The 25692-nt window shown below is 72.3% G+C and carries 24 protein-coding genes and 1 pseudogene; 10 read left to right on the top strand and 15 right to left on the bottom strand.

Features of this window, described 5'->3' with window-relative positions:
• Nucleotides 1–45 precede the first annotated feature (45 nt).
• From AC4IHM_RS30085 to AC4IHM_RS30075, 3 genes are all read right to left on the bottom strand, one after another.
• The gene (locus tag AC4IHM_RS30085) at nt 46–957 is read right to left on the bottom strand and encodes a universal stress protein (RefSeq protein ID WP_490870112.1); all 912 of its coding nucleotides are present in this window, start codon (nt 955–957) and stop codon (nt 46–48) included.
• Between the two features lie 172 nt (nt 958–1129).
• Nucleotides 1130–1372: a DUF397 domain-containing protein gene (locus tag AC4IHM_RS30080; RefSeq protein WP_490870111.1), complete on the bottom strand. Its 243-nt coding sequence runs from the start codon at nt 1370–1372 to the stop codon at nt 1130–1132.
• 109 nt (nt 1373–1481) lie between these two features.
• Nucleotides 1482–2981 carry an acyl-CoA synthetase gene (locus tag AC4IHM_RS30075; RefSeq protein WP_490870110.1) on the bottom strand — a complete coding sequence of 500 codons (1500 nt, stop codon included), beginning with the start codon at nt 2979–2981 and terminating at the stop codon, nt 1482–1484.
• Between the two features lie 177 nt (nt 2982–3158).
• On the opposite strand from AC4IHM_RS30075, the gene AC4IHM_RS30070 reads away from it, so the two are divergent.
• Nucleotides 3159–4934 (top strand): serine hydrolase domain-containing protein, encoded by a 1776-nt coding sequence (locus tag AC4IHM_RS30070; RefSeq protein ID WP_490870109.1) that lies wholly within the window; start codon nt 3159–3161, stop codon nt 4932–4934.
• 198 nt (nt 4935–5132) lie between these two features.
• Here the strand turns inward: AC4IHM_RS30070 and AC4IHM_RS30065 are convergent, their stop codons facing one another.
• The 4 genes from AC4IHM_RS30065 to AC4IHM_RS30050 all read right to left on the bottom strand — a co-directional run bounded on the left by AC4IHM_RS30065 (nt 5133) and on the right by AC4IHM_RS30050 (nt 10431).
• Nucleotides 5133–6704 carry a phytoene desaturase family protein gene (locus AC4IHM_RS30065; RefSeq protein ID WP_490870108.1) on the bottom strand — a complete coding sequence of 524 codons (1572 nt, stop codon included), beginning with the start codon at nt 6702–6704 and terminating at the stop codon, nt 5133–5135.
• A 57-nt stretch (nt 6705–6761) separates the two neighbouring features.
• Nucleotides 6762–9092 (bottom strand): serine/threonine-protein kinase, encoded by a 2331-nt coding sequence (locus AC4IHM_RS30060; RefSeq protein WP_490870107.1) that lies wholly within the window; start codon nt 9090–9092, stop codon nt 6762–6764.
• Nucleotides 9093–9154: 62 nt separating this feature from the next.
• Nucleotides 9155–10015, bottom strand: a complete 861-nt coding sequence (locus AC4IHM_RS30055) for an oxygenase MpaB family protein (protein ID WP_490870106.1) — start codon at nt 10013–10015, stop codon at nt 9155–9157.
• A 38-nt stretch (nt 10016–10053) separates the two neighbouring features.
• Entirely contained in the window at nt 10054–10431 is a 378-nt protein-coding gene (locus tag AC4IHM_RS30050; RefSeq protein ID WP_490870105.1) for a four-helix bundle copper-binding protein, read from the bottom strand.
• A gap of 66 nt (nt 10432–10497) precedes the next feature.
• Here AC4IHM_RS30050 and AC4IHM_RS30045 point away from each other — a divergent pair.
• Together AC4IHM_RS30045 and AC4IHM_RS30040 are read left to right on the top strand one after the other, a co-directional pair.
• Nucleotides 10498–10738: pseudogene (locus AC4IHM_RS30045) on the top strand (Rho termination factor N-terminal domain-containing protein); the annotation flags it as partial.
• 43 nt (nt 10739–10781) lie between these two features.
• Nucleotides 10782–11138, top strand: a complete 357-nt coding sequence (locus AC4IHM_RS30040) for a DUF6479 family protein (protein ID WP_490870104.1) — start codon at nt 10782–10784, stop codon at nt 11136–11138.
• A gap of 78 nt (nt 11139–11216) precedes the next feature.
• Here the strand turns inward: AC4IHM_RS30040 and AC4IHM_RS30035 are convergent, their stop codons facing one another.
• On the bottom strand, nt 11217–12266 hold the full coding sequence (locus AC4IHM_RS30035) for an SPFH domain-containing protein (protein ID WP_490870103.1): 1050 nt from the start codon (nt 12264–12266) through the stop codon (nt 11217–11219).
• A gap of 2 nt (nt 12267–12268) precedes the next feature.
• On the bottom strand, nt 12269–12700 hold the full coding sequence (locus AC4IHM_RS30030; protein WP_490870102.1) for an NfeD family protein: 432 nt from the start codon (nt 12698–12700) through the stop codon (nt 12269–12271).
• A 134-nt stretch (nt 12701–12834) separates the two neighbouring features.
• Here AC4IHM_RS30030 and AC4IHM_RS30025 point away from each other — a divergent pair, with 134 nt between their 5' ends.
• The 5 genes from AC4IHM_RS30025 to AC4IHM_RS30005 all read left to right on the top strand — a co-directional run bounded on the left by AC4IHM_RS30025 (nt 12835) and on the right by AC4IHM_RS30005 (nt 17661).
• Nucleotides 12835–13230: a TOBE domain-containing protein gene (locus AC4IHM_RS30025; protein ID WP_490870101.1), complete on the top strand. Its 396-nt coding sequence runs from the start codon at nt 12835–12837 to the stop codon at nt 13228–13230.
• Nucleotides 13231–13421: 191 nt separating this feature from the next.
• Nucleotides 13422–14255 (top strand): molybdate ABC transporter substrate-binding protein, encoded by an 834-nt coding sequence (gene modA, locus AC4IHM_RS30020; protein WP_490870100.1) that lies wholly within the window; start codon nt 13422–13424, stop codon nt 14253–14255.
• Nucleotides 14252–15118, top strand: a complete 867-nt coding sequence (modB, locus tag AC4IHM_RS30015; protein WP_490870099.1) for a molybdate ABC transporter permease subunit — start codon at nt 14252–14254, stop codon at nt 15116–15118. The genes modA and modB overlap by 4 nt, the downstream gene beginning before the upstream one ends.
• Nucleotides 15115–16215 (top strand): ABC transporter ATP-binding protein, encoded by a 1101-nt coding sequence (locus tag AC4IHM_RS30010; RefSeq protein ID WP_490870098.1) that lies wholly within the window; start codon nt 15115–15117, stop codon nt 16213–16215. Before modB ends, AC4IHM_RS30010 begins: the two co-directional genes overlap by 4 nt.
• A gap of 261 nt (nt 16216–16476) precedes the next feature.
• Nucleotides 16477–17661, top strand: coding sequence for a beta-ketoacyl-[acyl-carrier-protein] synthase family protein (locus AC4IHM_RS30005; RefSeq protein ID WP_490870097.1), 1185 nt, complete (start codon nt 16477–16479; stop codon nt 17659–17661).
• Between the two features lie 12 nt (nt 17662–17673).
• On the opposite strand, the gene AC4IHM_RS30000 is transcribed toward AC4IHM_RS30005, so the two are convergent.
• Both AC4IHM_RS30000 and AC4IHM_RS29995 read right to left on the bottom strand, forming a co-directional pair.
• Nucleotides 17674–19842 (bottom strand): ATP-binding SpoIIE family protein phosphatase, encoded by a 2169-nt coding sequence (locus AC4IHM_RS30000; RefSeq protein WP_490870096.1) that lies wholly within the window; start codon nt 19840–19842, stop codon nt 17674–17676.
• A 738-nt stretch (nt 19843–20580) separates the two neighbouring features.
• On the bottom strand, nt 20581–21018 hold the full coding sequence (locus AC4IHM_RS29995; RefSeq protein ID WP_490870095.1) for a hypothetical protein: 438 nt from the start codon (nt 21016–21018) through the stop codon (nt 20581–20583).
• A 250-nt stretch (nt 21019–21268) separates the two neighbouring features.
• On the opposite strand from AC4IHM_RS29995, the gene AC4IHM_RS29990 reads away from it, so the two are divergent.
• Nucleotides 21269–21673 carry a hypothetical protein gene (locus AC4IHM_RS29990; RefSeq protein WP_490870094.1) on the top strand — a complete coding sequence of 135 codons (405 nt, stop codon included), beginning with the start codon at nt 21269–21271 and terminating at the stop codon, nt 21671–21673.
• Between the two features lie 3 nt (nt 21674–21676).
• Here AC4IHM_RS29990 and AC4IHM_RS29985 read toward each other — a convergent pair whose 3' ends face one another.
• The 4 genes from AC4IHM_RS29985 to AC4IHM_RS29970 form a co-directional block, all read right to left on the bottom strand.
• Complete coding sequence (locus AC4IHM_RS29985) at nt 21677–22249, bottom strand: hypothetical protein (RefSeq protein WP_490870093.1); 573 nt, start codon at nt 22247–22249, stop codon at nt 21677–21679.
• Between the two features lie 595 nt (nt 22250–22844).
• Nucleotides 22845–23111, bottom strand: a complete 267-nt coding sequence (locus tag AC4IHM_RS29980) for a DUF7848 domain-containing protein (RefSeq protein ID WP_490870092.1) — start codon at nt 23109–23111, stop codon at nt 22845–22847.
• A complete protein-coding gene (locus tag AC4IHM_RS29975; RefSeq protein WP_490870091.1) occupies nt 23108–23329 on the bottom strand; it encodes a hypothetical protein in 222 nt (73 codons plus the stop codon). Before AC4IHM_RS29975 ends, AC4IHM_RS29980 begins: the two co-directional genes overlap by 4 nt.
• 273 nt (nt 23330–23602) lie before the next feature.
• On the bottom strand, nt 23603–24838 hold the full coding sequence (locus tag AC4IHM_RS29970) for a helix-turn-helix transcriptional regulator (RefSeq protein WP_490870090.1): 1236 nt from the start codon (nt 24836–24838) through the stop codon (nt 23603–23605).
• 423 nt (nt 24839–25261) lie between these two features.
• On the opposite strand from AC4IHM_RS29970, the gene AC4IHM_RS29965 reads away from it, so the two are divergent.
• Nucleotides 25262–25642 (top strand): VOC family protein, encoded by a 381-nt coding sequence (locus tag AC4IHM_RS29965; protein ID WP_490870089.1) that lies wholly within the window; start codon nt 25262–25264, stop codon nt 25640–25642.
• Nucleotides 25643–25692: the final 50 nt, after the last annotated feature.

Genomic DNA, 25692 nt, shown 5'->3' with positions numbered 1-25692 from the left:
GTGCCGGCCCGTGCGACGCCACGGGCCGGTGCGGTCCCGCGCGGCTCACTCCTCCGGCGGAGCCGGCGGTACCACCGCGATGGGCGCGGCCGCGTGCAGCAGGACGGCGTGGGTGACGGAGCCGATCATGCGGGCGGGGGCCAGCAGGCGCCGGCGGTGGCGGCCGACGACGACGAGTTCCGCGTCCCGGGAGGCGCCGACCAGGTGTCCGGCGGCGTCGCCCGGCACGACGTAGGGCTCGGCCCGGACCCCGGGGTGGCGTTCGCGGTGGGGGGCGAGGAAGCCGTCGGTCAGGACGCGGATCTCGCCCTCGATGGAGACCTCGTCGATCACCGGGGGCATGATCTGGCCCGCCGCGGCCCAGGTCTGCACCGGCCACGGGTAGGCGGCGACCACCTGGAGGCGGGCGCCGCGCAGGTCGGCCTCGGTGAAGGCGAAGGCGAGCGTGGCGTCGTCGGGGCTGTCCACGTGCAGGCCGACCACCACCCGGGGGCCGGCGGGTTCGGCCGCCGTCTCGTCGTGCACCTCGCGTCCGGGGCGGGGCACCACGACCACGGGGCACTCGGCGTCGCGGGCGACGGCGAGGCCGTTGGAGCCGAGCAGCAGGCTGGCGAAGCCGCCGCGGCCCCGGGAGCCGAGCACCAGCAGTTGGGCGTCGGCGCCCAACTGCGGCAGCACGGCGCCCGGCACGCCCTCCATGCCGACGAACTCCGTCGGCACCGCCTGGGCCGCTTCCTCGACATGTGCGCGGGCCTGGTCGAGCACCGGGTCCTCCCCGGTGTCCGGCGGGCCCGCGACCAGGACCTCGGTCTGCGGCGCCCAGGCCGCGTACTGGCGCACGTGCACCACCCGCAGGGGTGCCTCCCGCCTGTGGGCGGCGTCGAGGGCCCAGTCCAGGGCGCGCAGGCTGTCGTCAGAACCGTCGACCGCCGCGACGACCGGCAGGGTGGTGCTCATGGGGTTCCTCACCTCCGGAGTTACGACTGTTTCCCCCTCCTGGCCTCAGCCTGGCTCAGGCCTCGGTCCCCGAGGGGCACTCACGGTCGCGTGTCCGGAAAAACCGGTGGAACACCCCCGGATCGGCCGGACGTGACCCCGGCCGGTCCCGCGCACCCGCCCCCGCGGTGTCTCAGGTGAGGTCGAACTCCCCCTCCCGCGCTCCCGACACGAACGCGCCCCATTCCGCGGGGGTGAAGATCAGGGAAGGGTTTTCCGGGCTGCCGCCGTTGCGCATGGCGATGAACCCCTCGACAAAGGCGATCTGGACATCCCCCAGGCCTCGGCTGCTGGACTGCCACTGCGCGTTGCTGAGATCCAGCTCCGGCTTGTGCCAGCCCGTGAGCGGGCGCTGTTGGGTGGTGCTCTCGGCCACGTCCGTGCTCCTCCCGATTTCGTCGTCCGCGGTCAGCCTAGCGACCGGGTCCGACCGCCGACAGGCCGCACGAGGGGTACCTTTCGGCAGACCGGCGCGGACCGTCCGGCTAGGAATCGGCGAACCGGTCCCGCAGCTTCCGTTTGAGGATCTTGCCGCTGGCGTTGCGCGGCAGCGCGTCGACGAAGCGCACCCGCTTGGGTGCCTTGAACGCGGTGAGATGCGCACGGGCGTGGGCGATCAGTTCGTCCTCCGTGACCTCGCCGCGCGGGACGACGACCGCGGTGACGGCCTCGATCCACCGCTCGTCGGGCAGCCCGATGACGGCGGCCTCGGCGACGGCCTCGTGGGTGTAGAGGGCGTCCTCGACCTGCCGGGAGGCGACCAGGACGCCTCCGGAGTTGATGACGTCCTTCACGCGGTCCACGATCGTGAAGTAGCCGTCCGGATCCCGCACGGCGAGGTCGCCGGAGTGGAACCAGCCGTCCCGGAAGGCGGCCCCGGTCTCCTCGGGCCTGCCCCAGTAGCCCTCGCACAACTGCGGGGACCGGTAGACGACTTCGCCGGGCGTGCCGTCGGGCACGTCCTTGCCGTCCTCGTCGACGACCCGCGCGTCGACGAACAGGACGGGCCGGCCGCAGGAGTCCATGCGGCCCTCGTGCTCGTCGGGGCCGAGGACGGTGGCGAGGGGGCCGATCTCGCTCTGTCCGAAGCAGTTGTAGAAGGCCAGGCCCGGCAGGCGTGCGCGCAGCCGCTCCAGGACGGGCACCGGCATGATCGACGCCCCGTAGTAGGCCTTGCGCAGACCGCCGAGGTCACGGGTGGCGAAGTCGGTACGGTTCGCGAGGCCGATCCACACCGTGGGCGGCGCGAACAGGCTGTCCACGCGGCCGGCCTCGATCAGGTCGAAGAGCCGGTCGCCGTCCGGCGCGTCCAGGACGATGTTGGTCGCGCCGACCGCGAGGTAGGGCAGCAGGAAGACGTGCGTCTGCGCCGAGTGGTAGAGGGGGAGCGCGTGCACGGGGCGGTCGCCCGCGCCGAGGTCAAGGGCGGTGATGGCGCTGAGGTACTCGTGCACCAGCGCCCGGTGGGTCATCATCGCGCCCTTGGGCTGGGCGGTGGTGCCCGAGGTGTACAGCAGTTGCACGAGGTCCTCGGCACTCGGCTCGGGTCCGTCGTAGGCGGGTGCCGTGGCGAGCCGGGCGAGCAGTGAGTCGTCGGCGTCGCGCAGCGGCAGGGTGCGGACTGCGCCGGGGAGCCGGGCGGCGAGGTTGGGGTCGGTGAGGACCAGTGCGCTGCCGGACTGGCCGACGATATGGGCGAGGTCGTCGCCGGTCAGGTTCTGGTTGACCGGGACGTGCACCAGGCCCGCGCGGGCGCAGGCCAGGAAGGCGATCAGGTAGGCGTCGGAGTTGTGCCCGTAGGCGGCGACCCGGTCCCCGGGGGAGAGTCCCCGCTCCAGCAGGACGCTCGCGGCGCGGGAGACCGCCGAGTCGAGTTCCTCGTACGTCCAGGAACGGTCGCGGTACTCCACCGCGACGCGTGCCGGGGTGCGCCGGGCGCTGCGCCGCAGCACCCCGTCGACCGTGCTGCCGTGTCCGGGCGTCATGCCCTGATCCTCGGCCGGTCGGCGGGGCGGGTCAAGCCATGTGCGCGGGGCCGAGGCGGGCACCGGTCCGCCGGCTCCGCACGCCCCATTGACACGACCGGCCGCTGACAGGAAAGTTTCACTCCGCACGGCGATCCGGGAAAGATACTTTCAGCTTCGGTGGCGGGAGGCTCTTCGATGGGCGGACAGGCGACGAACGGCTTCACACGGCGCCGGCTCGGCGCGGGCGCCCTGGCCCTGGGCGGGGCGCTGGCCGTCGCCCCCTTCGCGGCCGGGCCGGCCGCAGCCGTCGCGGACCGGGGCCACCGCCCGACCCTCCGGCACGGCTCCGCCGAGCGCGCCGGACTGCTCCCGGGCCATCTGCGGCGGCTCGTCACCGACGCGGAGGCGTTCCTCGGCCCCTCCCCCGAGCATCCGTGGTACGCGGGCGCCGTGCTGCTCGCCGGCCGGGGCGGCACGGTGGCGCTGCACGAGCCGATCGGCATGGCGGTGCGCTACCGGGCCTACGACGAGGCCACCGACACCGGTGTCGAGTTCCCGGCCGGGCAGCGCATCCCGATGGCCGAGGACACGGTGTTCGACCTCGCGTCGGTCTCCAAGCTGTTCACCTCGATCCTCGCCGTGCAGCAGATGGAACGCGGCGCGCTGGAGCTGGAGGCGCCGGTCGCCTCGTACCTGCCGGGCTTCGGGCGTGCGGGCAAGCAGGACATGACCGTCCGTCACCTGCTCACGCACACCTCGGGGTTGCGGGCGTGGATCCCGCTGTACGACGCGCCGACCTACGCGGAGAGGATCCAACTGGTCTACGACGAGGCGCCGGTCACCGCGCCCGGCACGGCGTATCTGTACTCGGACCTGAACATGATCTCGCTCCAACTGGTGCTGGAGAAGGTCACGGGCCGCACCCTGGACGTCCTGCTGCGCGACGAGATCACCGGACCGCTCGGCCTCGACCGCACCCGTTACAACCCGCCCGCCTCCTGGAGACCGCGGATCGCGGCCACCGAGGACGCGCGCCCGCCCTGGTCCGGGCTCGATCGGGGGCTGGTGTGGGGCGAGGTGCACGACGAGAACGCCTTCGGTCTGGGCGGCGTCGCCGGTCACGCGGGGGTCTTCTCCTGCGCGTGGGACCTGGCGGTGCTCGGTCGTACGCTGCTCAACGGCGGTTCCTACGGCCGGGCGCGCGTCCTGCGGCCGGAGTCGGTGGAGCTGATGTTCACCGACTTCAACACCGACTTCCCGGGCCACGAGCACGGCCTCGGCTTCGAGCTGTACCAGCACTGGTACATGGGCGCGATGGCCACGCCGCGCACGGCCGGGCACACCGGCTTCACGGGTACCTCGCTGGTGCTCGACCCGACGACCGACTCGTTCCTCGTCGTCCTCGGCAACTCCGTCCACCCGGTGCGCGACTGGCGCTCGGGATCGGCTCCCCGGGTGGCGGCCGGCACCCACATGGCGCGGGCCGTGCCGGTCCGTCCCGCGCACGGGCGCACCGCGTGGTTCTCCGGGACGGCGAGTTCCGCGACGGCCACGCTCACCCTGCCCGCGCTGGACACGTCCGGCGGCGGGGCGCGGCTGCGCTGCTCGTTGTGGTGGGACACCGAACCCGGCTCGGACCTGCTCGTCCTGGAGGCCGCGACCGACGGCGGCGCCGCCTGGGAACCCGTCCCGTTCACCACCAGGCGCCCCGGCGAAGCGGCCCGGGAGCATCCGGCGGGCTCGGCCACCGGCTGGTCGGGACGCGTCTGGCACCGGCTCACGGCGGACCTCCCGGCCGCCCGCGGGCTCACCCTGCGCTGGCGGTACACGACCGACCGGCTGTACGTGGGCCGCGGGGCGTACGTCGACGGACTGCGCGCCGAGGCGGCCGGCACCGTCCTGTTCCAGGACACCCGCCCGGCGGACGCGGCACGCGTCGAGACGGCGGGGTGGACGGCGTCGGCCGACTAGGCGAACGTCCGACGGCATGGCGGGCCTTCCCCGTCACCCACCGGCCCGTCCAGCGCCTCTGTCAGGACCTCTCAAGGATCTGCAGACTCCATATGTCCGCCTCGGGACTGCTCCCCGGCCGAGCACAACCGTCCGCTCGACCCGTGTGGAACGTCGCCTGCGGATTCGGAGAACCTCGAGCCCTGGTGTGCCCGGCGGTCAGCCTTCCGTTTCCGCCAGCACCGCCATCGCCGCGTTGTGGCCCGGCACGCCGCTGACTCCGCCCCCGCGTACCGCGCCCGCCCCGCACAGCAGTACGTTCGCCTGTCCGGTCTCCACGCCCCAGTGTCCGGTGCCCTCCTGGGCGTGGGGCCAGGACAGTTCGCGGTGGAAGATGTTGCCGCCGGGCAGGCGCAGGTCGCGTTCCAGGTCGAGCGGTGACCGGGCCTCGATGCAGGGGCGCCCCTCGGCGTCGGTCGCCAGGCAGTCCGCGAGGGGCTCGGCCAGGTGGGTGTCGAGCTGGGCGAGGGTCGACTTCAGCAGTTCCTCGCGTACGGCGTCGTTGTCCCCGGCGAAGAGGCGGGCGGGGGTGTGCAGGCCGAAGAGCGTGAGCGTGTGCAGGCCGCGCTCGGCGAGGTCGGGGCCGAGGATCGTGGGGTCGGTCAGCGAGTGGCAGTAGATCTCGGAGGGCGGCGCGACGGGCAGTTCACCGGCGGCCGCCTGGGCGTGCGCGGCGGCCAGTTGCCCGTATCCCTCCCCGATGTGGAAGGTGCCGGCGAAGGCCTCGCGCGGGTCGGCCTCGGGGTCGCGCAGCGCCGGCAGCCGCTTCAGCAGCATGTTCACCTTGAGCTGGGCGCCCTCGGCGGGCGGTGGCGCCGGGGTACCGGTCAGGGCGGCCAGCTCCCGCGGGGAGGCATTCACCAGGACGTGCCGTGCGGCGGCGACGCCCTCGCCGTCGGGGGAACGGTGGGTGACCTCGGCCGTCCGCCCGTCCGTGTCGATCCGCACCGCCTCGTGCCCGGTCGCGAGTACGGCACCCGCCGCGCGCGCCGCGTCGGCCAGGGCGTCGGTGAGGGCGCCCATGCCGCCGACCGGTACGTCCCAGGCTCCGGTGCCGCCGCCGATCACGTGGTAGAGGAAGCAGCGGTTCTGGCCGAGGGAGGGGTCGTGGGCGTCGGCGAAGGTGCCGATCAGCGCGTCGGTGAGCGCCACGCCGCGCACCAGGTCGTCGGCGAAGTGCTCCTCGATGGTGACGCCGATCGGTTCCTCGAACAGGGCCCGCCAGGCCGCCTCGTCGTCGACCCTGCGGCGCAGCTCCTCGCGGGTGGGCAGCGGCTCGGTGAGGGTCGGGAAGACACGCTGGGCCACGTGGCCGGTCATGGCGTAGAACCGCTGCCAGGCGGCGTACTCCCGCTCCGAGCCGGTGAGCCGGGCGAACGACTCCCGGGTGCGCCGCTCGCCCCCGCCGACGAGAAGCCCCGTGGGCCGCCCGTCCCGCTCCACGGGCGTGTACGAGGAGACGGTGCGCCCGCGCACCCGGAAGTCCAGGCCGAGGTCCCGCACGATCTTCTTGGGCAGCAGGCTGACCAGGTACGAGTACCGCGACAACCGTGCGTCGACCCCGGCGAACGGCCGCGTGGACACGGCCGCTCCGCCCGTGTGGTCCAGCCGTTCCAGCACCAGCACGGAGCGGCCGGCGCGGGCCAGGTAGGCGGCGGCGACCAGTCCGTTGTGGCCACCGCCGACGATGACGGCGTCGTATGTGCGGGAGGTGCGGGGCGGGGTCGTCATCCCTCTTGCTAACACGTCCCGCTCACGGGCGGCCAGCCCACCGACGACGCCCGCCGGTCACGCCGGGGATCGGCCGGTGCCCGCTCTTCGTCGTGACGCGACCCTGCGGTACAGCTCCACGGCCTCGGTGGCGCGGCCGAGTTGCTCCAGGCAGTGGGCCTCGTCGTCGCGGGCGGTGAGGGTGTCGGGATGGTCGGGGCCCAGGACGCGTTCGCGGGTGACCGCGACCAGGTGGTACTCGGTGAGGGCGGCGGACCAGCGGCCCAGCCAGCCCAGGCCGACGGCGACCTCGCGCCGGCTGAGCAGGGTGTCCGGGTGCTCGGGGCCGAGGACGCGGGCGCGCAGCGCGCACACCTCGCGGGACTCGGCCAGGGCCTCCTCCCAGCGGCCGAGCCGCCCGAGGTTGACGCCCAGGCCGTGCCGGGCGCGGAGGGTCTCGGGGTGTTCCGGGCCCTGGGCGCGGGCGCGGTCGTCGATCAGCTCCTCGTACAGCGTCAGCGCCTCGGCGCTGCGGCCGAGGCGGCCCAGGCTGATGCCGATCTCGTGGCGGGCCGCGAGGGTGTCGGGATGGTCGGGGCCGATCGCCCTGCCGCGCGCCTCGGCGACCTCCCGGTAGGTGACCAGCGCTTCCTGCCAGCGGCCCAGCCGGCCCAGTTCGTAGGCCACCTCGTAGCGGGTGACGAGGGTGTCGGGATGGTCGGGGCCGAGGACGCGGGCGCGGGCGGCGGCCACGTCGGCGGCCATCCGGTGGGCGTCCTCGGTGCGGCCGAGCCGGCCGAGGTTGAACGCCAGATTGTGCCGGCAGCGCAGGGTGTCGGGGTGGTCGGCGCCCATGGTGCGCTCGCGGGCGGTCAGCACCGCCGTGTAGACCTGGTGCGCGTCGGCGTGCCGGCCCAGCCGGCCCAGGGCGTAGGCCATCTCCTGGCGGACGGCGAGCGTGTCGGCGTGGTCGGCGCCCAGCGCCCGGATCCTGGCCTCGGCGACGCGCTTGTAGCCGCGCAGCGCGTCCGCGGCGTGTCCGGTGCGGCCGAGGCTGAAGGCGGCCTCGTAGCGGCTGGCCAGTGTGTCGGGGTGGTCGGGGCCGAGCAGGCGCTCGCGCGCGTCGGCCACCGCGCGGTGCGTCTCCCCCGCCTCCTCCCAGCGGCCGAGCCGCCCCAGGCTCAGGCCCGCCCGGTGCCGTCCGGCCAGCGCCGCGACCGCCTCGGACGCCGGGTCGGGCGGCTCGTCGGGGGCGGGCGCGGTGCCTGCGGTACCCACGGGTTCGGCGACCCCTGTGCCGACGGGTTCGGCGACCTCCGTGCCGGCGGGTGCGACCGCCCCGGCGCCGGCCGGTGCCGCGATCCCGGCGTCGGCTTCGGCTTCGGCGGGCCGCGGTGTCCACTCGCCGGACAGCCCCGCCGCGGGATCCGGGGGCGTGGAGCGCGGCCCGGTGCCCGTCGCCTTGTGGCCGGTGGTCATGCCCCGGGTCCAGGACGGCAGCACGGCCCGGACCCCGGCCGGCTCGGGAACGTGCGGCACGGTCGGCCCGTACGCCGGTGCCGTGCGGCCGGCGGTGATCCTGCGGCCCAGTTCACGGGCGTCGTCCGGGCGCTGCTCGGGCCGTTTGGCCAGCAGGTCGAGGATGATCCGGTCCAGGTATCCGGGCAGTTCGGCTCGGTGTCCGCGGGGCGGTTCGGGCTCGGTGTCGCGGTGGCCGACGAGGATCGCCCAGGTGTCGTCGAGGTCGAACGGCGGGACGCCGGTGGCGATCTCGTAGAGCACGCAGCCCAGCGAGTACAGGTCGCTGCGCCGGTCCACGTCGTCGCCGCCGATCTGCTCGGGGGACATGTAGTGCGGGGTGCCCATCGCGATGCCGGTGCCGGTCAGGCGGGCGGTGAACCCCACGTCGTGGCCGAGCCGGGCGATGCCGAAGTCGCAGATCTTCACGGTGCCGTCGGTGAGCCGCATGATGTTCGCGGGCTTCAGATCGCGGTGGACGATGCCCTGTTCATGGGTGTAGGCGAGGGCCGAGGCGACCTGTTCGGCGATGTCGAGGACATCGGGCACCGGCAGTGGATGGTGTCTGTTGTCCTCCAGGAGCCGGCTCAGGTCGCGGCCCTCCAGCAGCTCCATGACCAGGAAGAGCACACCGTCGTGCTCACCGAAGTCGTGTACGACGGTCACCCCGCGGTGCTGGAGCGCGGCGGCCACCCGGGCCTCGCGCCGGAACCTCTCCCGCAGGACGCGGGTGAAGGAGTGGTCGTGCTGAGTGCCCAGCGGCTTGAGGCACTTGACGGCGACGCGACGGCCCAGTGACTCGTCCTTGGCCCGCCACACCTCGCCCATGCCGCCGCGCCCGATCCGGTCGAGCAGCCGGTACCGGCCCTGGATCAGCGTGCTGTCCCCCATGGCTGTGCCCGCCCCCGTGGTTCTGTCCGCCCGCCCTCCCCTGGCCGGTCCAGTATGGCGGCTTATGCTCCGAGTTTGTATGGCGCCGGGCGCGCGGCCGGCCCGAGCCGTGCCATGGCGCGCAGGATGTGCTTGGGCGGCAACTGCCAGCGCAGACGCGCGGGAACCCCGCGCAGCAGGGTGCCGGTGGCCCGCAGCCGGCGGGTGACGGCGGCGGGTGCGGGCGCGGGCCGGCCGTAGAGCTGGTGCGCGTAGGGCGGCAGCGAGTCGTACGCGAGCCGCGCGACCCGCCGCCACAGCAGCGCGCGGGCCGGGACCAGCAGGGGGTGCGTGGGCGGGCGGAGCAGGAAGTCGTCCACCTCGCGCGCCTCGTCCCCGGCCGCCAGCTCGGGCCGTACCCGGGCGAAGTAGGCGGCCAGCTCGGCCCGGTCGGCGGGTACGGCGTCGGGATCGAGGCCGACCAGGCGGGCGCTGTGCCGGTGCTCGGCGAGATAGCGGTCGGCGTGGGCGTCCGTGAGCGGGAATCTGGAGCGGCGCAGGACGTGCAGGTAGGAGTCGATCTCGGCGCAGTGCACCCACAGGAGCAGCGCCGGTTCGTCGATGCCGTACCGCTCCCCGGTGTCGGGGTCGGTCGCCCCGAGCATGCGGTGGATCCTGCGGACCCGGGCGCCGGCCCGTTCGGCGGCCTCGGTGGTGCCGTAGGTGGTGGTGCCGACGAAGCCCGCGGTGCGCATCAGCCGGCCCCAGGCGTCGCGCCGGAAGTCGCTGTTCTGCATCACGCCGCGCACGGCGCGCGGGTGGAGGGCCTGGAGGTAAAGAGCGCGGACACCGGCCACCCACATCATCGGATCGCCATGGGCCTGCCAGGTCACGGAGTCGGGACCGAACAGCCCCGGATCGCCACTCATCCGCGTAGCCGCCATGCCGACACGCTAACTCCCCCGCATCCGGATCCCAGCGCTCAGCGCAGGGTGGCGAGGAACTCTCCGCAGGCACGGGCGCAGTCGCGGCACGCCCGCGCGCTGTCCTCGGCACCCGGGTGCCCGTCGAAGACGTGCGCGCTCTCCAGGCACACCTGCCGGCACCACTCCAACTGGACGCGGATCGCGGTCTCGTCCACCTGGTTCTGCTCGGACAGCATCCGGCAGGTCGCGTCGCAGACCTCCGCGCACATGATGCCCCTGCGCCGTACGAGTTCCTGGTTCTCGGTTCCGTCCGGGTCCATGAGGCTCGCTCGCAGCGCGCAGGCGCGGGCACACTCGGTGCACGCCTGTGCACAGGCGAAGCGGTCCTCCAGGAAGCGGAACAGTTCCTGCTGGGAAGTCGTCGTCGATGTCACACCGCGCGGGTTGCCGCTGCCGGCGCCGCCAAACCGCCGGGCCCGGTGTTTCAAGGGCTCCGGCCCGTCGGCGACCACTGGGAGCGCAAGGAGGGCGGCCGCAGGGGCCCTTCCGACCCGCGGTCGGCGCGGCCCCGGCAGCCGGGCGGGCGCAGCGGCGGAGGCGTCGACGAGGCGGCCTCGAAGGGAGCATCTGTACGGCGTCGCGCGGCGCCTGGGCGTCGAGGGCCGGTCGCGGATGTCGAAGGCGGATCTGCTCGCGGCGATCCGCGGGGCGAACCGTTCGCCGACGCGCGCGGCCCGGTCCGGCCGAGCCGGTTGGCGGCATGGACCGCGGGTACCCGCGCCGCATGACCAACGCATGGATGGACCTGGCCGCGGGCTCCGGCGCGATCGGCATCGGGCTGGTCGTGGCGGCCGTCGTGGTGGTGGCCGTGCTGATCGGCGCGTTCGCGTTCGGCAGCCGCCAAAAGCGCCGGGAGTCCCCTCCGCCGCGTCCCGACGAGCAGCCGCACATGCCCGACGAGGGGCCCGTCCACGAGGTGCGCGAGCGCCGGGAGCCCGACGAGATGCCGAGGACCGACGAACGGACGCTGCCGCACGACCTCGGCCACCAGGGCAGCCGTACCGCCTCCGGGCAGGAGCGGCCCCGCTGGGACGAGGGCAGCAGCGGTTCGTTCGGCAGCGGCGGACCGGGCGGACGCTGAGCCCCGAGGACCGCGCCGAGCCGGGGTTGCCGATCACCTAGTGATCGGCAACCCCGGCTCACCTTGCGATCGGTGCCCTCACCGCTCCTCCGGCCGGGGGCGGGAACGCAGCGCCTCGGGCGCCACGGTGTTGGCCCGCGCCGCATCGGCGAGTGCCTGGGCGGCGGCTTCCGCGGCCTCGGCCGTGTCGCTGGCGGCCTGGGCGGAGCCCTCGTCCGACGGGCGGCTCTCGCGGGTGGCGGGCGACTGGGGCAGCGCCTCGGTGAAGGCCCGGGAGACGCCCTGCAGTGCGGAGGTGACCTCGCTGGGGATGACCCAGAAGGTACTGCCCTCGCCCTGCGCGAGCTGAGGGAGCACCTGGAGGTACTGGTAGGCGAGGAGCTTCGGGTCGGGGTCGTTGCGGTGCACGGCCTGGAAGACCTCGTCGATGGCCCGGGACTGTCCCTCGGCCTTGAGGATCTCGGCGGTGCGGTTGCCCTCCGCGCGCAGCACGGCGGCCTGCTTGTCGCCCTCGGCGGTGAGGATCTGCGACTGGCGCTGGCCCTCCGCGCCGAGGATCGCGGCCCGCTTGTCCCGCTCGGCCCGCATCTGCTTCTGCATGGCGTCCTTGATGGACTGCGGGGGGTCGATGGCCTTGATCTCCACCCGGTTCACCCGCAGGCCCCACTTGCCGGTGGCCTCGTCGAGCACGCCGCGCAGTTGGCTGTTGATGGTGTCGCGCGAGGTGAGGGTCTTCTCCAGGTCCATGGACCCGACGACATTGCGCAAGGTGGTGACGGTGAGCTGCTCGACCGCCTGGAGGAAGTTCTCGATCTCGTAGAAGGCCGCTCGCGGATCGGTGACCTGGAAATAGAGCACGGTGTCGATCTCGACGACCAGGTTGTCCTCGGTGATGACCGGCTGCGGTTTGAAGGAGACGACCTGTTCCCGCAGGTCGATCACCGGATAGACGCGGTCGATGTAGGGGATGACGAGGTTGAGACCGGGTTTCAGCGTGCGGTGGTACCGGCCGAGTCGTTCGACATTGCGGGCGCGGGCCTGGGGCACGATGCGTACCGCCCGCACCACGGTGAATACCGCGAGAATCGCGACGATCACACCTGCGATGAGGAACGCCGAGGCTTCCATGGTCACTCCCGGGGATAGACGAATGCGGTGGTGCCGCTGATCTCCATGACGTCGACGGTCGCTCCTTGCGGAATCACCAGCGTCTCGTCGTAGGAACGGGCCGTCCACTCCTCACCGCCGATACGGACCCTGCCGTCCGCGCCCGTCACCTCGGAGACGACGTAGGCGGCCTGGCCGACCAGTGCCTCCACGCCGAACCGCGTCGGCTGGGGCTGGCGGACATGGCGCAGGGCGATGGGGCGTACGAAGAGAAGAGTGACCGTGGAAACAGCGGTGAACACCACGAACTGGAAAGGCGGCGGAAGCCCCAGCGCGGCGGATCCGGCCGTGATCAGCGCGGCCGCACCCAGCATTCCCAGTGCGGCGGTCAGGGTGAAGATCTCCGCCACGATCAGGACCGCCGAGACGATCAACCAGATCAGCCACGGATCCATGACGACCCCCTCTCGGCTTTTCCATTACTTTACCCGCTTCCGGCCAAACGGACCCCCTTCGTCACGGGCGGACACCGGACCGGCGGCTCCGCCCGCGCGGCCCCGCCGCCCGGTTCTGACCTATCTTGGCGCGCATGCAGTCATACACAATCGGCCAGGCGGCACGGCTACTCGGCGTGAGTCCGGACACGGCGCGGCGGTGGGCCGACGCGGGCCGGGTGGCGACCCACCGCGACGAGGGCGGAAAGCGGCTCATCGACGGCAAGGACCTGGCCGCCTTCTCCGTGGAACTCGCCCAGAACGGGAGCGGCGAGGAGGACGCGTCCACCACGTCGGTCCGCAACGCCTTCCCCGGCATCGTCACCGCCGTCAAGCTCGGGGACGTGGCGGCCCAGGTGGAGATCCAGGCCGGTCCGCACCGGCTGGTGTCCCTGCTGACGCGGGAGGCCGTGGAGGAGTTGGCACTGGAGGTGGGGATGGAGGCGACCGCCCGGGTGAAGTCGACGAACGTGCACATCGACCGGGTCTGAGCGGGCCCCCCGGGGCCCTCGCCGTACGAACGCACATGCCAGGACATGCATGGATGGATCCGGCTCATGCGAAGCAACAGGAGACTTTCACCTGGCATCTGCGGCAGTATCATCGGCGCACGCGCAGCCATCGGCCCCGAGAGGCGGCCGTGGCGGCGCCCGTTGAGGACCTTGAGGGAGTTGGACCCGTGATGACCCGTTCCGCGCGCCGGACCCGCCGGATGCTTCAGGTGACCGGAGCAGGTGCCGCCGCTCTGCTGGCCCTGAGCGCCTGTTCGTCGTCCGACTCGGACTCGGACTCCGCCGACGCGTCCGGCTCCTCCGCGTCGGCCGGCTCCTCGGACAAGCTGTCCGGGACCGTGAACGTCTTCGCCGCCGCCTCGCTGACGGAGAGCTTCACCGAGCTGGGCAAGGAGTTCGAGAAGCAGCACCCGGGCACCAAGGTGGTCTTCAACTTCGGCGGCAGCGACTCGCTGGCCGCGGGCATCACCAGCGGGGCGCCCGCGGACGTGTTCGCCTCCGCGAGTCCCAAGACGATGAAGGTCGTCACGGACGCCGGGGCCGCGGCCGGCACACCGGCCACCTTCGTCCGCAACCAGCTGGAGATCGCCACCCTGCCCGGCAACCCGGACAAGATCGCCTCCCTGAAGGACCTCACCGACTCCGGCCTGAAGGTCGTGCTGTGCGACAGGACGGTGCCGTGCGGCGCCGCCGCGCAGACGGCGCTGGAGGCCGGCAAGCTGAAGCTCACGCCCGTCTCCTACGAGGAGGACGTGAAGTCCGCGCTGAACAAGGTGGCGCTCAAGGAGGCCGACGCCGCGGTCGTCTACAAGACGGATGTGCAGGCGGCCGGCGACAAGGTGGAGGGCGTGGACTTCCCCGAGTCGGCCGATGCCGTCAACGACTACCCGATCACCCTCCTCAAGGACGCGCGGAACGACGAGGCCGGCAAGGCGTTCATCGCCCTGGTGCGGTCCGCCGAGGGCCAGAAGGTCCTCACCGAGGCCGGATTCACCAAGCCGTGACCCTGCCCGACAAGACCGGCGCCGCGGCCGACCCCCGCACGGGTGGGCCGCGGCGCCGCCGGGTCGGGACACCCGCGCGGATCCGGGGCGGGGCTCCCCTGCCGCTGCTCGTGCCCGCGCTGATCGGCCTGGCGTTCCTGCTGGTGCCGCTCGTCGCGCTGCTGATCAGGGCACCCTGGACGAGCATGCCCGACCTGCTCACCAGCGCGGAGGTGTGGCAGGCCCTCAGACTGTCCCTGATCTGTGCCACGGCGGCGACCGTGGTGAGCATGGTGATCGGCGTACCGCTCGCCTGGCTGCTGGCCCGGGTGGAGTTCCCCGGGCGCGGCCTCGTACGGGCCCTGGTGACCCTGCCGCTGGTGCTGCCGCCGGTGGTGGGCGGTGTCGCCCTGCTGATGGCGCTGGGCCGCAACGGGGTCGTGGGGAAGTGGCTCGACTCCTGGTTCGGGATCACCCTGCCGTTCAGCACGGCCGGTGTCGTCCTCGCCGAGGCGTTCGTGGCCATGCCGTTCCTCGTCATCAGCGTCGAGGGGACCCTGCGGGCCGCCGACCCCCGCTTCGAGGAGGCCGCCACGACCCTCGGCGCCTCCCGGTTCACCGCCTTCCGCCGGGTCACCCTGCCGCTGATCGCGCCCGGCATCGCGGCCGGTGCGGTGCTGGCCTGGGCGCGGGCGCTCGGGGAGTTCGGCGCCACGATCACCTTCGCCGGCAACTTCCCCGGCCGTACCCAGACCATGCCGCTGGCCGTCTACCTCGCCCTGCAGAGCGACCCGCAGGCGGCCATCGCGCTCAGCCTGGTGCTGCTCGCCGTGTCCATCGCGGTCCTGGCCGGGCTGCGCGACCGCTGGATGACCGCCTCATGACCGACGCCGAGAAGACCACCGGGCGCGACACCACCGCCGCCACCGAGCAGGCCGCCGCCGGCGGGCTCGACGCGCGGCTCGTCGTCGAGCGTGGCGCCTTCCGCCTCGACGTGACACTGACCGCGGCACCCGGCGACGTGGTCGCCCTGCTCGGCCCCAACGGCGCCGGCAAGACCACCGCGCTGCGTGCCCTCGCGGGTCTCGTCCCGCTGAGCGGCGGTCATCTCCGGCTCGACGGGGCGGAGTTGGACCGTACGCCGCCGGAGTCGCGCCCGGTCGGTGTCGTCTTCCAGGACTACCTGCTCTTCCCGCACCTGTCCGCGCTGGACAACGTGGCCTTCGGGCCGCGCTGCCACGGTGCGAGCAGGGCGGACGCCCGGACGCAGGCCGCCGGGTGGCTGGACCGGATGGGTCTGGCCGAGCACGCGGGCGCCAAGCCCCGCCGGCTCTCCGGCGGTCAGGCGCAGCGCGTCGCCCTCGCCCGCGCGCTGGCCACCCGGCCGCGGCTGCTGCTGCTCGACGAACCCCTCGCCGCCCTCGACGCCCGCACCCGCCTCGACGTCCGATCCCAACTCCGCCACCATCTGGCCGACTTCGAGGCCGTCGCGGTCCTCGTCACCCATGACCCGCTGGACGCCATGGTCCTCGCCGACCACCTCGTCGTCGTGGAGTACGGCAGGGTCGTCCAGCGGGGCACGCCCGCCCACATCGCCCGCCACCCGCGCACGGACTACATCGCCCACCTGGTCGGCCTCAACCTCTACCAGGGCCGGGCCGAAGGACACGTCGTCCACCTCGACGACGGGCCCGCCGTCACCACCACCGAGGACCTCACCGGACGGGTCTTCGTCGCCTTCCCGCCCAGCGCGGTCACCCTGCACCGGGAGCGGCCCTCCGGCTCCAGCGCCCGCAACCTCTGGCGCTGCGAGGTGGCCGGTCTGGAAACCCACGGCGACCAGATCCGCACCGACCTCACCGGCGAACTCCCCCTGGCCGCCGCCCTGACCACGGTCGCCGCCGCCGAACTCGGCCTGCGCCCAGGCGCCACCGTCTGGGCCACGGTCAAGGCCACCCAGACACACGCCTACCTCGCCTGACGGGGCGGCCGGAGCCGGTGCCCCTCCACCGCGCGGCGGTGTGGGGCGTCTCACGTACTCCAAGGGCGTCCAAGTTGCACGGGTCACTGCACAAATGCCCTTTTGGCGTGCATGCTCGAAATAGATACCGGTGCCCGAAGTAGCGCGCATCGGCCTGAACTTGGACGCGGAGCGCTGGAGTGAGCCATGCCACAGCACTCGCGATGTCTCTCCTTGTTCCCCGCAGAGGTCCCCGCAGGGGGCCGTAGAGAGGTGTGAATCGTGGCCGCTTACCTGTGCCCGCCCGCCGTGATACACGGCGAGCACGCCGTGGAGACCAGCCAGATCGTGACGGAGGTGCGCGGCCGGCACCCGCACGCGCCGTGGGCTCCACGGGTCGACGGCATCGCGGCCAGTACCGGCATCCGGACCCGCGGGTGGATGCTCCCGCTGGAGACCGCCGTCGCGCCCGGCGCAGGAGGCGGGCTGGGCACGGCCGGCGCCGGCCCGGCCCGGGAGGCACTGGCCCGGGACGGGTTCTCCGAGCAGGACGTGGACCGCGTGATCGCCTCCCTCGGGGCGATACCCGCACCGCAGACCGTCCAGGAGCGCACCGCGCCCGCCTGGGAGGCCGTGCAGTCCTACGGGGAACGCGCGGCGCGCGGGGCCCTGCAGATCGCGGGCCTGGACATCGCGGACGTCGACTGCCTCATCACCAGCAACTCCACCACCCCGGCCCTGCCGGGTCTGGACATCGCCCTGGCCAACCGGCTTCCGCTCCGCGACGACGTGATGCTGCTGCCGGCCACGCAGTGGGCCTGCATCGCCGGGACCCGCTCGCTGGCGCTGGCGGCGGATCTCGTGGCGGCGGACCCCGACCGGGTGGTCCTGATCGTGATCTCCGAGGCGCTCAGCACGACCTACCAGCCCGCGGACGACACCCTGGAGTCCCTGATCGTCCGGCTGCTGTTCGCGGACACCGCGGTCGCCGCGGTGGTCACGGGCCGCGCGAGGCGCGAGTCGGTGCTGCGGCTCGACTCCGCCTGGCACCACACCCTGCGCGGGACCCGGGACCTGCACCGCCTGGAGACGCGGGCGGACGGCACCCACTTCGTGATGGACCGGCGCGGACCCCGCGCCGTGCAGAACACCGTCACCGCGATGTGGGAGTGGCTGCGCGTCCGCTACCAGGACGCCCCCGACCCCTGGCACCCCGACGTACTGCTCGCGCACCCCGGCGGGACCCGGGTGCTGGAGTACATGGAGCAGACGATGCCCGAAGAGTGGCCGTCGGGGCTGCTCGACCACAGCCGGGACAGCTACACCAGCGGCAACCGCGGGGGCGCCGCCGTGTTCGACATCCTGCGCAGGGCGCACGACACCGGGCAGAAGGCGGGCAACCGTGCCGTGCTGTACGCGGCGGCCCCGGGCCTCACGGCCACCGCCATGGACGGGGTCTGGCTGTAGGGCGGGCCCGCGTCACCTCGCGACCTCGGCCCAGACCACCTTTCCGGCGTCCGTCCACCGCACCCCCCACCGGGTGGTGAGCCGGTGCACGATGTGCAGGCCGCGACCACCGTCGTCCTGGAGCCCGTGGCGCCTCAGCCGCGGTCTGCCGTTCCCGGTGTCGCCCACCTCGCACCGCAGGCCGTGGCCGATCCTTATCAGCCGTACGGTGATGGGGCCGCCGGCGAAGCGGACCGCGTTGGTGACCAGCTCACTGACCAGGAGCACGGCGCTGTACCTGGTGTCCTCCCTGGTGCCCCACTGCCGCAGCAGCGCGGAGACCGCCGCGCGGGCCCGAGCGGCGGCGTCGCTGCGGGCGGGCAGCCGCCAGGTCGCGGTGTCCCCCTTCCGGTGGCCGATCATGCGCGCGAGCATCAGGGTCACGTCGTCGCGCTGGGGTGCCGGCGCGAGCGCGGAGACCACGCGCCGTGCCGCCCGCGGGAGGGCGTCCCAGGGGTGCACCGTGGAGACGGCGTGCGCCAGCCTGTCGATGCCCTCGTCGATCGACACCGCGGGATCCTCCACCAGGCCGTCGGTGTAGAGGGCGAGCAGGGAGCCGGGCGGTGCGGTGAAGGTGTGCACCTCGAAGGGCTCCCGCAGCGCAAACTCGGCGCCCAGACCGGGGTGGGGCCGCACCGGGAGCGGGCCGGCGTGCCCGTCCGGGGACACCAGGATCGGGGGGAGATGGCCCGCGCTGGACAGCGCCACGTGATGGCTGACCGGGTCGTAGACGGCGATGCAGCAGGTGGATCCGAGGGCGCTGTAGCCGGCGGCCAGCCCGGAGTCGGCGTCGTCCAGCAGCGTCACGGTCTTGTCCAGGTGCTCCAGCACCTCGTCGGGCGCGAGCCCCGCGGACAGCAGGGCGCGGGCCTCCATGCTCAGCTGCCCCATGGTCGCCGCGGCGCCCAGGCCGTGCCCGACCACGTCACCGACCACCAGCGCGGTACGGCCGTCCGGCAGCGGGAAGCTGTTCACCCAGTCACCGCCGACGCCCGCGCTGTCGGGGGTGGCGGGCTGGTAGACGCTGGCGGTGTCGATGGTGTCGCCGCCCGAGCGCGGCAGCAGCCGGCGCTGCAAGGCCAGCACCTGAGTGTGCTCACGCTGGTGCTGGCGGGCCAGGTCGACGTGGTGGGAGGTTCTCGCCACCAGTTCTTGCAGGTCGAGCAGCTCGCCGTCGTCGAAGGGGCGGTCGGCCCGCCGCCAGACCTCGGCCACGCCCAGTACGACGGGCGGCGAGCCGTCCAGGACGAGCGGTATGCACGCCACGCCCGCCGCCCGGTCGCCGGGCACCAGGGCACGTACCAGCCGCTGACTTCCCAGCACCTCCTCGACCGTCTGCCGGTCGGGCAGGACGATGGCCTGCGGGACGTCGCCCCGCCGTATGGCCTGCGCCAGCAGACGGCTCGCTTCGGCGGGGAGGTCCTCGCCCGGAGTCACATAGCTCTCGGGCCAGGCCCGGTCCGGCACCAGGGCGGCCCTGCGCAGCCGGACCCGGTCCTGCTCCCGCTCGGTGACCCCCTCGCCCGTCCACACGGAGAAGTCGAGGTCGATGGCGGCCACGTCTCCCCAGGCCAGCAGGGACTCCGCGAGCGACTGGGCGGTCTCGCCGATGTCCAGCGACGTGCCGATCGCGGTCTCGGAGGCGTACAGGTGCAGCCTTCTGGCCATGGCGATCACGGAGACGGTCAGGCCCTCCCGGGGTGGCGCGGCGGGCAGGATGCTCATCGAGACCACCAGCTCCGAGCCGTCGCGCCGGCGCAGGCGCTGGACCCGGGCGACGTGTGCCTCACCGGTCTCGAGGACCTGCCGCAGGCGCCGGGTGACCGTCGGTACGTCCCAGGGCGGCAGAAGGTCGACGAACGGGCTCCCCACCTCGGCGTCGAGCCCCGCGAAGACGGGGGCGTCCAGATTGCGGTGGGTGATTCTCAGGTCCCGGTCGAGGTTGACCGCGCCGAGGATCTGCTCCTGACCGGCCGCCGTGTCGCCGTCCACGGGCCGGCCGGCGGAGCGGTCGCCCCGTGGCTCGGCACGACCGGCCGCCGCTGCCGCTCCGCGGTGCGGGATGTATTCCCCCAGGGCGCTGCTGACCAGGTCGAACGGCGACGAGGACGACGAGGACGAAGGGGGCGGTGTGGAGTCCATTCGCCTCTCTCAGCTCGCTCGCCAACCCCGGCACAGCGCCGGGACCGTACCCGAACTCGCACGGCGGGATCCCGAGACCCCAGACCGCACACCTCATTCAATAACACCCGGCGCCGCTTCGCCCACACCAGCGGATCGCGGCGACCGCGGAGGGTGAGGGCGTCCGCACACCCGGCCACCCGGCCTCCCCGACCGCAGCGCCCCCTCGAATCGTTTCGCCCCCGCTCGCCCCGTCCGGTACCGTCGCGGGATTGTTTTCACTGTTGAGAGCAGGTTGCGTCCGGCCGACATCGGCCGGACGGGCGAGGAGAGCTGGCATGTCCTGACCGATCCCGACCCTCCCGAGCGGTACAAGGTGGCGTGGGAGACTGCCCGCCGAGCGGTGCGGGTTCTGCAACCCGAGCTGTGCCGCCGGCTTGGCCGCTCGGGCGTGCATGAGCGGGTCCCACCTGTGCGGGGCGGGATGCTCGGCGAACAGGCCGCACGCGTCCTCGGTCCCGGACTGTTGTTCCTGGCACCAGGGCAGCAGCCCGGACAATCGTGTGTCGTTCTCGTTCCACCGGAGCCACACCGCGCCGTCAGGCTCGACGTACCGAATCAAACGAGCGTGGTCGTTCTCGTGCGCCTCCCCGAGTTCGCATCGGGACTCGTCGGGGGCGTCGAGAATGACGAGTCCGGCAAGGCTGTCACCTACCGCGAGGGAGGGCACGGCGGCGCATCGGATCACGGTCGGCCGGCTCACGCCTCGTCCTGGTCGTCTGCGTTCCAAATGCCTTGCACCTCGGATTGGGCACGGTCGGCCAGCAGCCCGCCGAGTGGGTGCGTCACCCGCCACGAGTGCTCGGTGGGGTGTCCGGCGTAGAACTCGCACGCACGCCCCCGTGTGACGGACTCGCTGTGAACGCTCGCGGGGCACGGTGGCAGCTCGGCGAATCTGTACGTGCGGTGCGTGCCGGTGCCGGTCCAGAACAGCCACAGGTCCCGTATGGCGGGTGTCTCGGCGGCCCAGAGTTGTGCGGCGTGCTCGTGCTGGTCGGCGTGCTCGCCGAGTTCGCAGAGTAGGAAGTCACCCGGGGCGAGAACGTTTGGCGGGTTGTCGGGGCCGCCTTCCATGGTGGTGAGCGCAACGAGCGCGTCAATCTCGGGAACGTCGGTGTACGCGGTGCACTGCAACACGTCGCTTGGTCCTCAAAGCGTGGGAGTAGGGAAAGCAGAGCCCCGCCCATGCGCCACGGGGGCGGGACACGGACGGGGCGGCGGAACCTTGCACGGTGCGCACCGTGGTTCGGTCCCTCATCCGTTGCTGAACGCGCGCAGCGGCCCCGCAACGGGTCTGGCAACCCGCTCGGGCCGCCCATCCCCCCATGAGGGGGTGGTGCGGTCCGAAACGGGCGTCTGTGGTGCTGGTGAAAGCTAGGCTCCGGTCATGCCCGAGCCCTTCGTGAACGGCGACGTACACCACCGCGCGTGCGGCATCTGTCCGTCGCGGTTTCACGCGGTCGGCGAGTTCGACGTGTTCGAGCGACCGACCCCGGAATGCCCGTTCAACAAGGCAGACGGGCACCGGTACTTGAGCGACGGGACACCGGTGTGTGTCCACCCCGAAAAGGTCGGGCTGCCCGCGAAGCGCTACAAGAGCGAAGGCGAGCCGCCGATGGTCGAGTTGCAGCTGCCGCCCGACCCTTCCGCGGTGGTGCCGTACTTGCATGATGTGCTGTACGGCGCGGCACCGGTCCTCCTGGATGACCTGATCTCTCAGGCACAGCAGCAGATCCGGCAACGCTTCCCGGAACTGGACCCGCTCACCGTGATGCGGCAGGCACTCGGCTAACCGCTACGCGGGGACGGGCTCGAACATGATGCTGTGCGCGAGGCCCATCCGGCGGAAGCCCGCTGCCTCGTACCTCCTGCGCAGGATGCCGAGCCGGCGGGACACCTCCGCGTGCGTGAGCCAGTACCGGGCGGGCGGCTCGCCCCACGCGGCGCGGTACGCCTGGTGGGTGTAGTCGTCCCGTGTCCAGTCGGTGTGCTCCTGGTCGGTCTGGTGGATGATCTGCGCGCCGACCCGAGCCGTGATCCGGGCGAGGATCTGCGGCTGAGCGATCATCGCGTGTGTCATCTCGTCCACGGGCACGGCGACGGGGATTTCTGCCGTGCGCTCGTCGCCGGTCGCCTCGAACACGGCGGCCTTGAGGCAGAGCGCGCGCAGTCCCTCGATGAACAGCGGGGCCGCGTCTTCGGCCTGGTCGTACTCGCTGATGACGGGACCGCCGGTAAAGCACGTCCAGTCCTCGTCGTAGCGCAGGCTCGCGGCCCTGAACGCGGCGAACTCCGGATCGGCCTCGATGGCCGTCAGGATCTCCCGTGCGCGCTCTGCGGTGCGCTCGGCATGGGGAAGGGTGTTCACGACTGTTCTCCTTCGGTCATGGTGCACGGTTGAGGTTCGGGGTGCTCGGCTCCGCCGTGTCCGTCATACGGTGCCGAGCGGCCCGCCCTGGTCACAGAAAGGGGATGAGCCCACCCGCCTTGCGCCGGGGCTTCCTGTGGCTCGTGTGACCAGAGAGGGGGCTTGTGGGCTGTCCTTCATCGGCGGGCAGCGTGGGGCTGGAATCGGGCCGGGGAACAGCCACGGGCCAGACCGTCAAGGTGAAGCGGCAGCCCTTGTCAGGGATGACCACAGACAGGGGTGCCCCCTCCTTGAGCTGGTCTCGTGCGGCCAGGTGCTCCTCGGGGTCCAGACCCCAGAACCGAAATTCCGTGGGGCAGTCGGGCACGGGCACGGTGTCCGCGCGCATGAACGGCCGCACCCATGCGGAGCGCTCAGGGTCGGGGTCGAGCCGGTCCACGATGCGCAGAGCCTCGCCCCGGAGCCACCGCAGCGCGAGCACCGGGGGAAATCGTCTGGAAGGTGCCTAAGACGTGCTGCGCGGTCTCGCCGGTCCCGTACACCGGTCCTCCCGCGCGTACCTCGGCCCAATGGCCCACCGGCTCGCCAGTGCCGGTCATGCCGGACCGCCCTGGTGCATCGCCCACGGCCGCACGGTCCACTCACTGAACGCCGAGTGTTCCTGTCCGGTGGACTCCCAGTGATCCCAAGCCCACTTGCGCGCAGCGTCGGAATCCGTCTGCGGCCCGGACTCGGCCCCGCACTCCTTGTCCTCGTCGTCCAAGGTGCAGCAGCGAAAGGCGTACGTCGGGGCGGGGGTGTCGGGCTCGTCGTCGGTCGGCACCAACGACCAGTTCACGAGCCGGAATCTCCGGGTGGTCACAGCAGCTCACCCCGGCTCCGCGCGTTGGCGAGGGCGGTCCGGGCACGCAAGCGCTGTCCGGGCGTGACGGCCTTCACGTCCTCGGGCTTGGCGGTCCATTCCTTCCCGCCGCCCACGGGGCGCAGAGACCATTCCCCGGCCCACTCACCGCGGTACTCGCCGATCTGGTCCTTCGCAGTGTCCAGGACCAGCGCGCCGACGGCGGGGGCCGTGTTCACTTCGGCGCTCCGGGCTCCCGCGGATCGTTCGGCGTCGCCGTGGTCGTTCCCTGGTGAGGAGCGCGCACGGTGGGCCAGCGTCCCGAGGACGCGTCGTACAGGTTCCGTCGTCGCTGACGGTCGGCGGGGGTGCGGTTCATGGCCTGGTCTCCCGTGTTTCCGCGGGTAGGGGGTGAGCCACGAACGTAAAGGCGTGATGGGTAGTCAATCCACGGAACAAGCACGGTAGTTCGCCGAGCGTAACCGGCTAACTACTATGCAGCGTGGTAAGTCTCAGAAAACCCCAAGGTAGGAAGCCATGTCCCGCATCTCCGCCGTGAGGGTCCGTTTCCGGGAGCTGAGCACGTCGGACATGACGTACCGGGCCAAGGGCTGGTGCTTGAGCCACGCGCCGTTGCTCTCGCGGAGCCCGACCAGTTCGGACATGGCGTCCTGGTGGGACCCCAACGACACATGAGCCTGTGCCACGTCCAAGCGGTGTCGCCCCCAGTTCGGCGCGGTCGGCTTCCCCAGGGCCTTTACCGCCTTACCCCCTAGAACCCCTTCGTCCGCCCGTCGTAGCACTCCGCGCGCGTCTCCGTCTAGCGCAAGATCTTCCACGGCTTTCATCTCGGCTGTGATGGGGCCGAAGCCGCCCCAGTGGTTCGGGAAGCTGTTCCGCTCCTGAGCAAGTCCGCCAGCAGCCGTTCCCGCCATGCGACGGGCAACCGCGGCATCGTCGGGCCTGTTGTTGCGCACCGTGGCCGACGCGACGCGTAGCCAGAGTTCCCCCCACACGGCCAGCTCTGCCGGTTTCGCCGACGACATGCGCGGTTCCATCGCTTCGGCGGTCTGTAGGGCGAGTGCTTCGCTCTCGTCGAACCGGTCTTGCCGCAGGAGTAGCCAGCACATGCCGACGATCCCAGTACCGGCGGTCAACGTCTGCCCAGCATCCCGCGCAAGACGGATGGACTCCGCGAGCGCGTGATACGCCAAGTCGTATTGCCGAACCTGTGTGAGGTACTTCCCCGCGAGCAGCAACGAGAAAGTCCGGGCCTCGGTGGCTTGCTCCGTGTCCGGTTCGCCCTCGGCGTTCCCAACAGCGGCTTCGGTAGCCCGCAGCAGCCCGGGGAGCTGCCGCGCTACGGAGTCGTACCGGTCGGCCCAGTACAGCGCGTGTACGTCTTCGATGCGCTGGTGAAGGTCGGCAACGTCCCCGGTTTCGGCTGCCAGTATCACGGGGGCGTCCAGCCCCACGGGCGGCATCAGCGCCTTACGCAGCTCGACCAGGTTTCGGCGGGACGCTTCGTCCCCCACCACAGGGGCCGGTGAGTCCGCGACGAACAGTTCGGCCGTGGTGACCTGTAGGCCGCGAGCCACCATGTGCAGCGTGTCCGTACGTACGTCCCCGCCTTGTTCGATCTTGCGAACCGTTTGGATCGCAACCCCGGCTTCCTCTGCTAGACGTTCCTGGCTCCACCCCTTGCGGTGTCGATGCTTCTTGACGTTCTTCGCTAGCTCTGTCGCCATCGCCGGCCCCTTCCTCCTACGCAACGGTACGCCCGCCGGGGGCACTAGTATTGATACCCGCACACGTCTTGACAGAACGCGCGGTGCGGGGCAGGAGTGCCGGGGACGGCAACCCCCCGGACACGACGAAAGCCCCGCCAGACCCCCGAGTTGGGAGCCATGGCGGGGCACTCGTCACGCTGCCCGGAGGCGCGGCGCGCTGCGTACTGGAGTAACGAACATCAGACCGGCGGGCGGGTCTTGGTCGGGCGTGCGATCGGCGAGGTGGACGCCCCACCCTTTCGCCTCTCTCAGCTCGCTCGCCAACCCCGGCACGGCCACCCCGGCCCCCCGACCGCAGCGCCCCCTCGAATCGTTTCGCCCCCGCTCGCCCCGTCCGGTACCGTCGCGGGATTGTTTTCACTGTTGAGAGCAGGTTGCTTCATGGCATGTCGGATCGGTGAACTCGTGCTCGACTGCCGCGAGCCCGAGGTGCTGGCGCGGTTCTGGTGCGAGGTCCTGGACTTCGTCGTACTGGATCGCGAGGACGACGGCACGCTGGAGATCGGGCCGCGCGAGGGGTTCGGCGGTCCGCAGCCGACGATCATCCTCAGTCGCAGTGCCGAGCCGCAGCGGGGGAAGTCCCGGCTGCACATCGACGTCAACGCCACCGACCGCGATCAGGACGCCGAACTCGACCGCCTTCTGAAGCTCGGTGCCCGTCCGGCCGACATCGGCCAGACGGGCGAGGAGAGCTGGCATGTCCTGACCGATCCCGAGGGCAATGAGTTCTGCCTGCTCAGGGCCCGCCTCAACCCGCTCTGAGGTTCAGGACGGCGATGGCCCGCCGGGCACGTCGGCTGCCGACGTGCCCG

The organism is Streptomyces sp. SL06, assembly GCF_058244745.1.
This window is presented reverse-complemented; position numbering and strand designations above follow the sequence as displayed.

Excerpts from the sequence above, each read along its gene's own strand:
- AC4IHM_RS30085 (WP_490870112.1), bottom strand. The coding sequence starts at position 957 with ATGAGCACCACCCTGCCGGTCGTCGCGGCGGTCGACGGTTCTGACGAC.
- AC4IHM_RS30075 (WP_490870110.1), bottom strand. The coding sequence starts at position 2,981 with ATGACGCCCGGACACGGCAGCACGGTCGACGGGGTGCTGCGGCGCAGC.
- AC4IHM_RS30070 (WP_490870109.1), top strand. The coding sequence starts at position 3,159 with ATGGGCGGACAGGCGACGAACGGCTTCACACGGCGCCGGCTCGGCGCG.
- AC4IHM_RS30065 (WP_490870108.1), bottom strand. The coding sequence starts at position 6,704 with ATGACGACCCCGCCCCGCACCTCCCGCACATACGACGCCGTCATCGTC.
- AC4IHM_RS30060 (WP_490870107.1), bottom strand. The coding sequence starts at position 9,092 with ATGGGGGACAGCACGCTGATCCAGGGCCGGTACCGGCTGCTCGACCGG.
- AC4IHM_RS30055 (WP_490870106.1), bottom strand. The coding sequence starts at position 10,015 with ATGGCGGCTACGCGGATGAGTGGCGATCCGGGGCTGTTCGGTCCCGAC.
- AC4IHM_RS30040 (WP_490870104.1), top strand. The coding sequence starts at position 10,782 with ATGACCAACGCATGGATGGACCTGGCCGCGGGCTCCGGCGCGATCGGC.
- AC4IHM_RS30035 (WP_490870103.1), bottom strand. The coding sequence starts at position 12,266 with ATGGAAGCCTCGGCGTTCCTCATCGCAGGTGTGATCGTCGCGATTCTC.
- AC4IHM_RS30030 (WP_490870102.1), bottom strand. The coding sequence starts at position 12,700 with ATGGATCCGTGGCTGATCTGGTTGATCGTCTCGGCGGTCCTGATCGTG.
- AC4IHM_RS30025 (WP_490870101.1), top strand. The coding sequence starts at position 12,835 with ATGCAGTCATACACAATCGGCCAGGCGGCACGGCTACTCGGCGTGAGT.
- modA (WP_490870100.1), top strand. The coding sequence starts at position 13,422 with ATGACCCGTTCCGCGCGCCGGACCCGCCGGATGCTTCAGGTGACCGGA.
- AC4IHM_RS30010 (WP_490870098.1), top strand. The coding sequence starts at position 15,115 with ATGACCGACGCCGAGAAGACCACCGGGCGCGACACCACCGCCGCCACC.
- AC4IHM_RS30000 (WP_490870096.1), bottom strand. The coding sequence starts at position 19,842 with ATGGACTCCACACCGCCCCCTTCGTCCTCGTCGTCCTCGTCGCCGTTC.
- AC4IHM_RS29990 (WP_490870094.1), top strand. The coding sequence starts at position 21,269 with ATGCCCGAGCCCTTCGTGAACGGCGACGTACACCACCGCGCGTGCGGC.
- AC4IHM_RS29970 (WP_490870090.1), bottom strand. The coding sequence starts at position 24,838 with ATGGCGACAGAGCTAGCGAAGAACGTCAAGAAGCATCGACACCGCAAG.
- AC4IHM_RS29965 (WP_490870089.1), top strand. The coding sequence starts at position 25,262 with ATGGCATGTCGGATCGGTGAACTCGTGCTCGACTGCCGCGAGCCCGAG.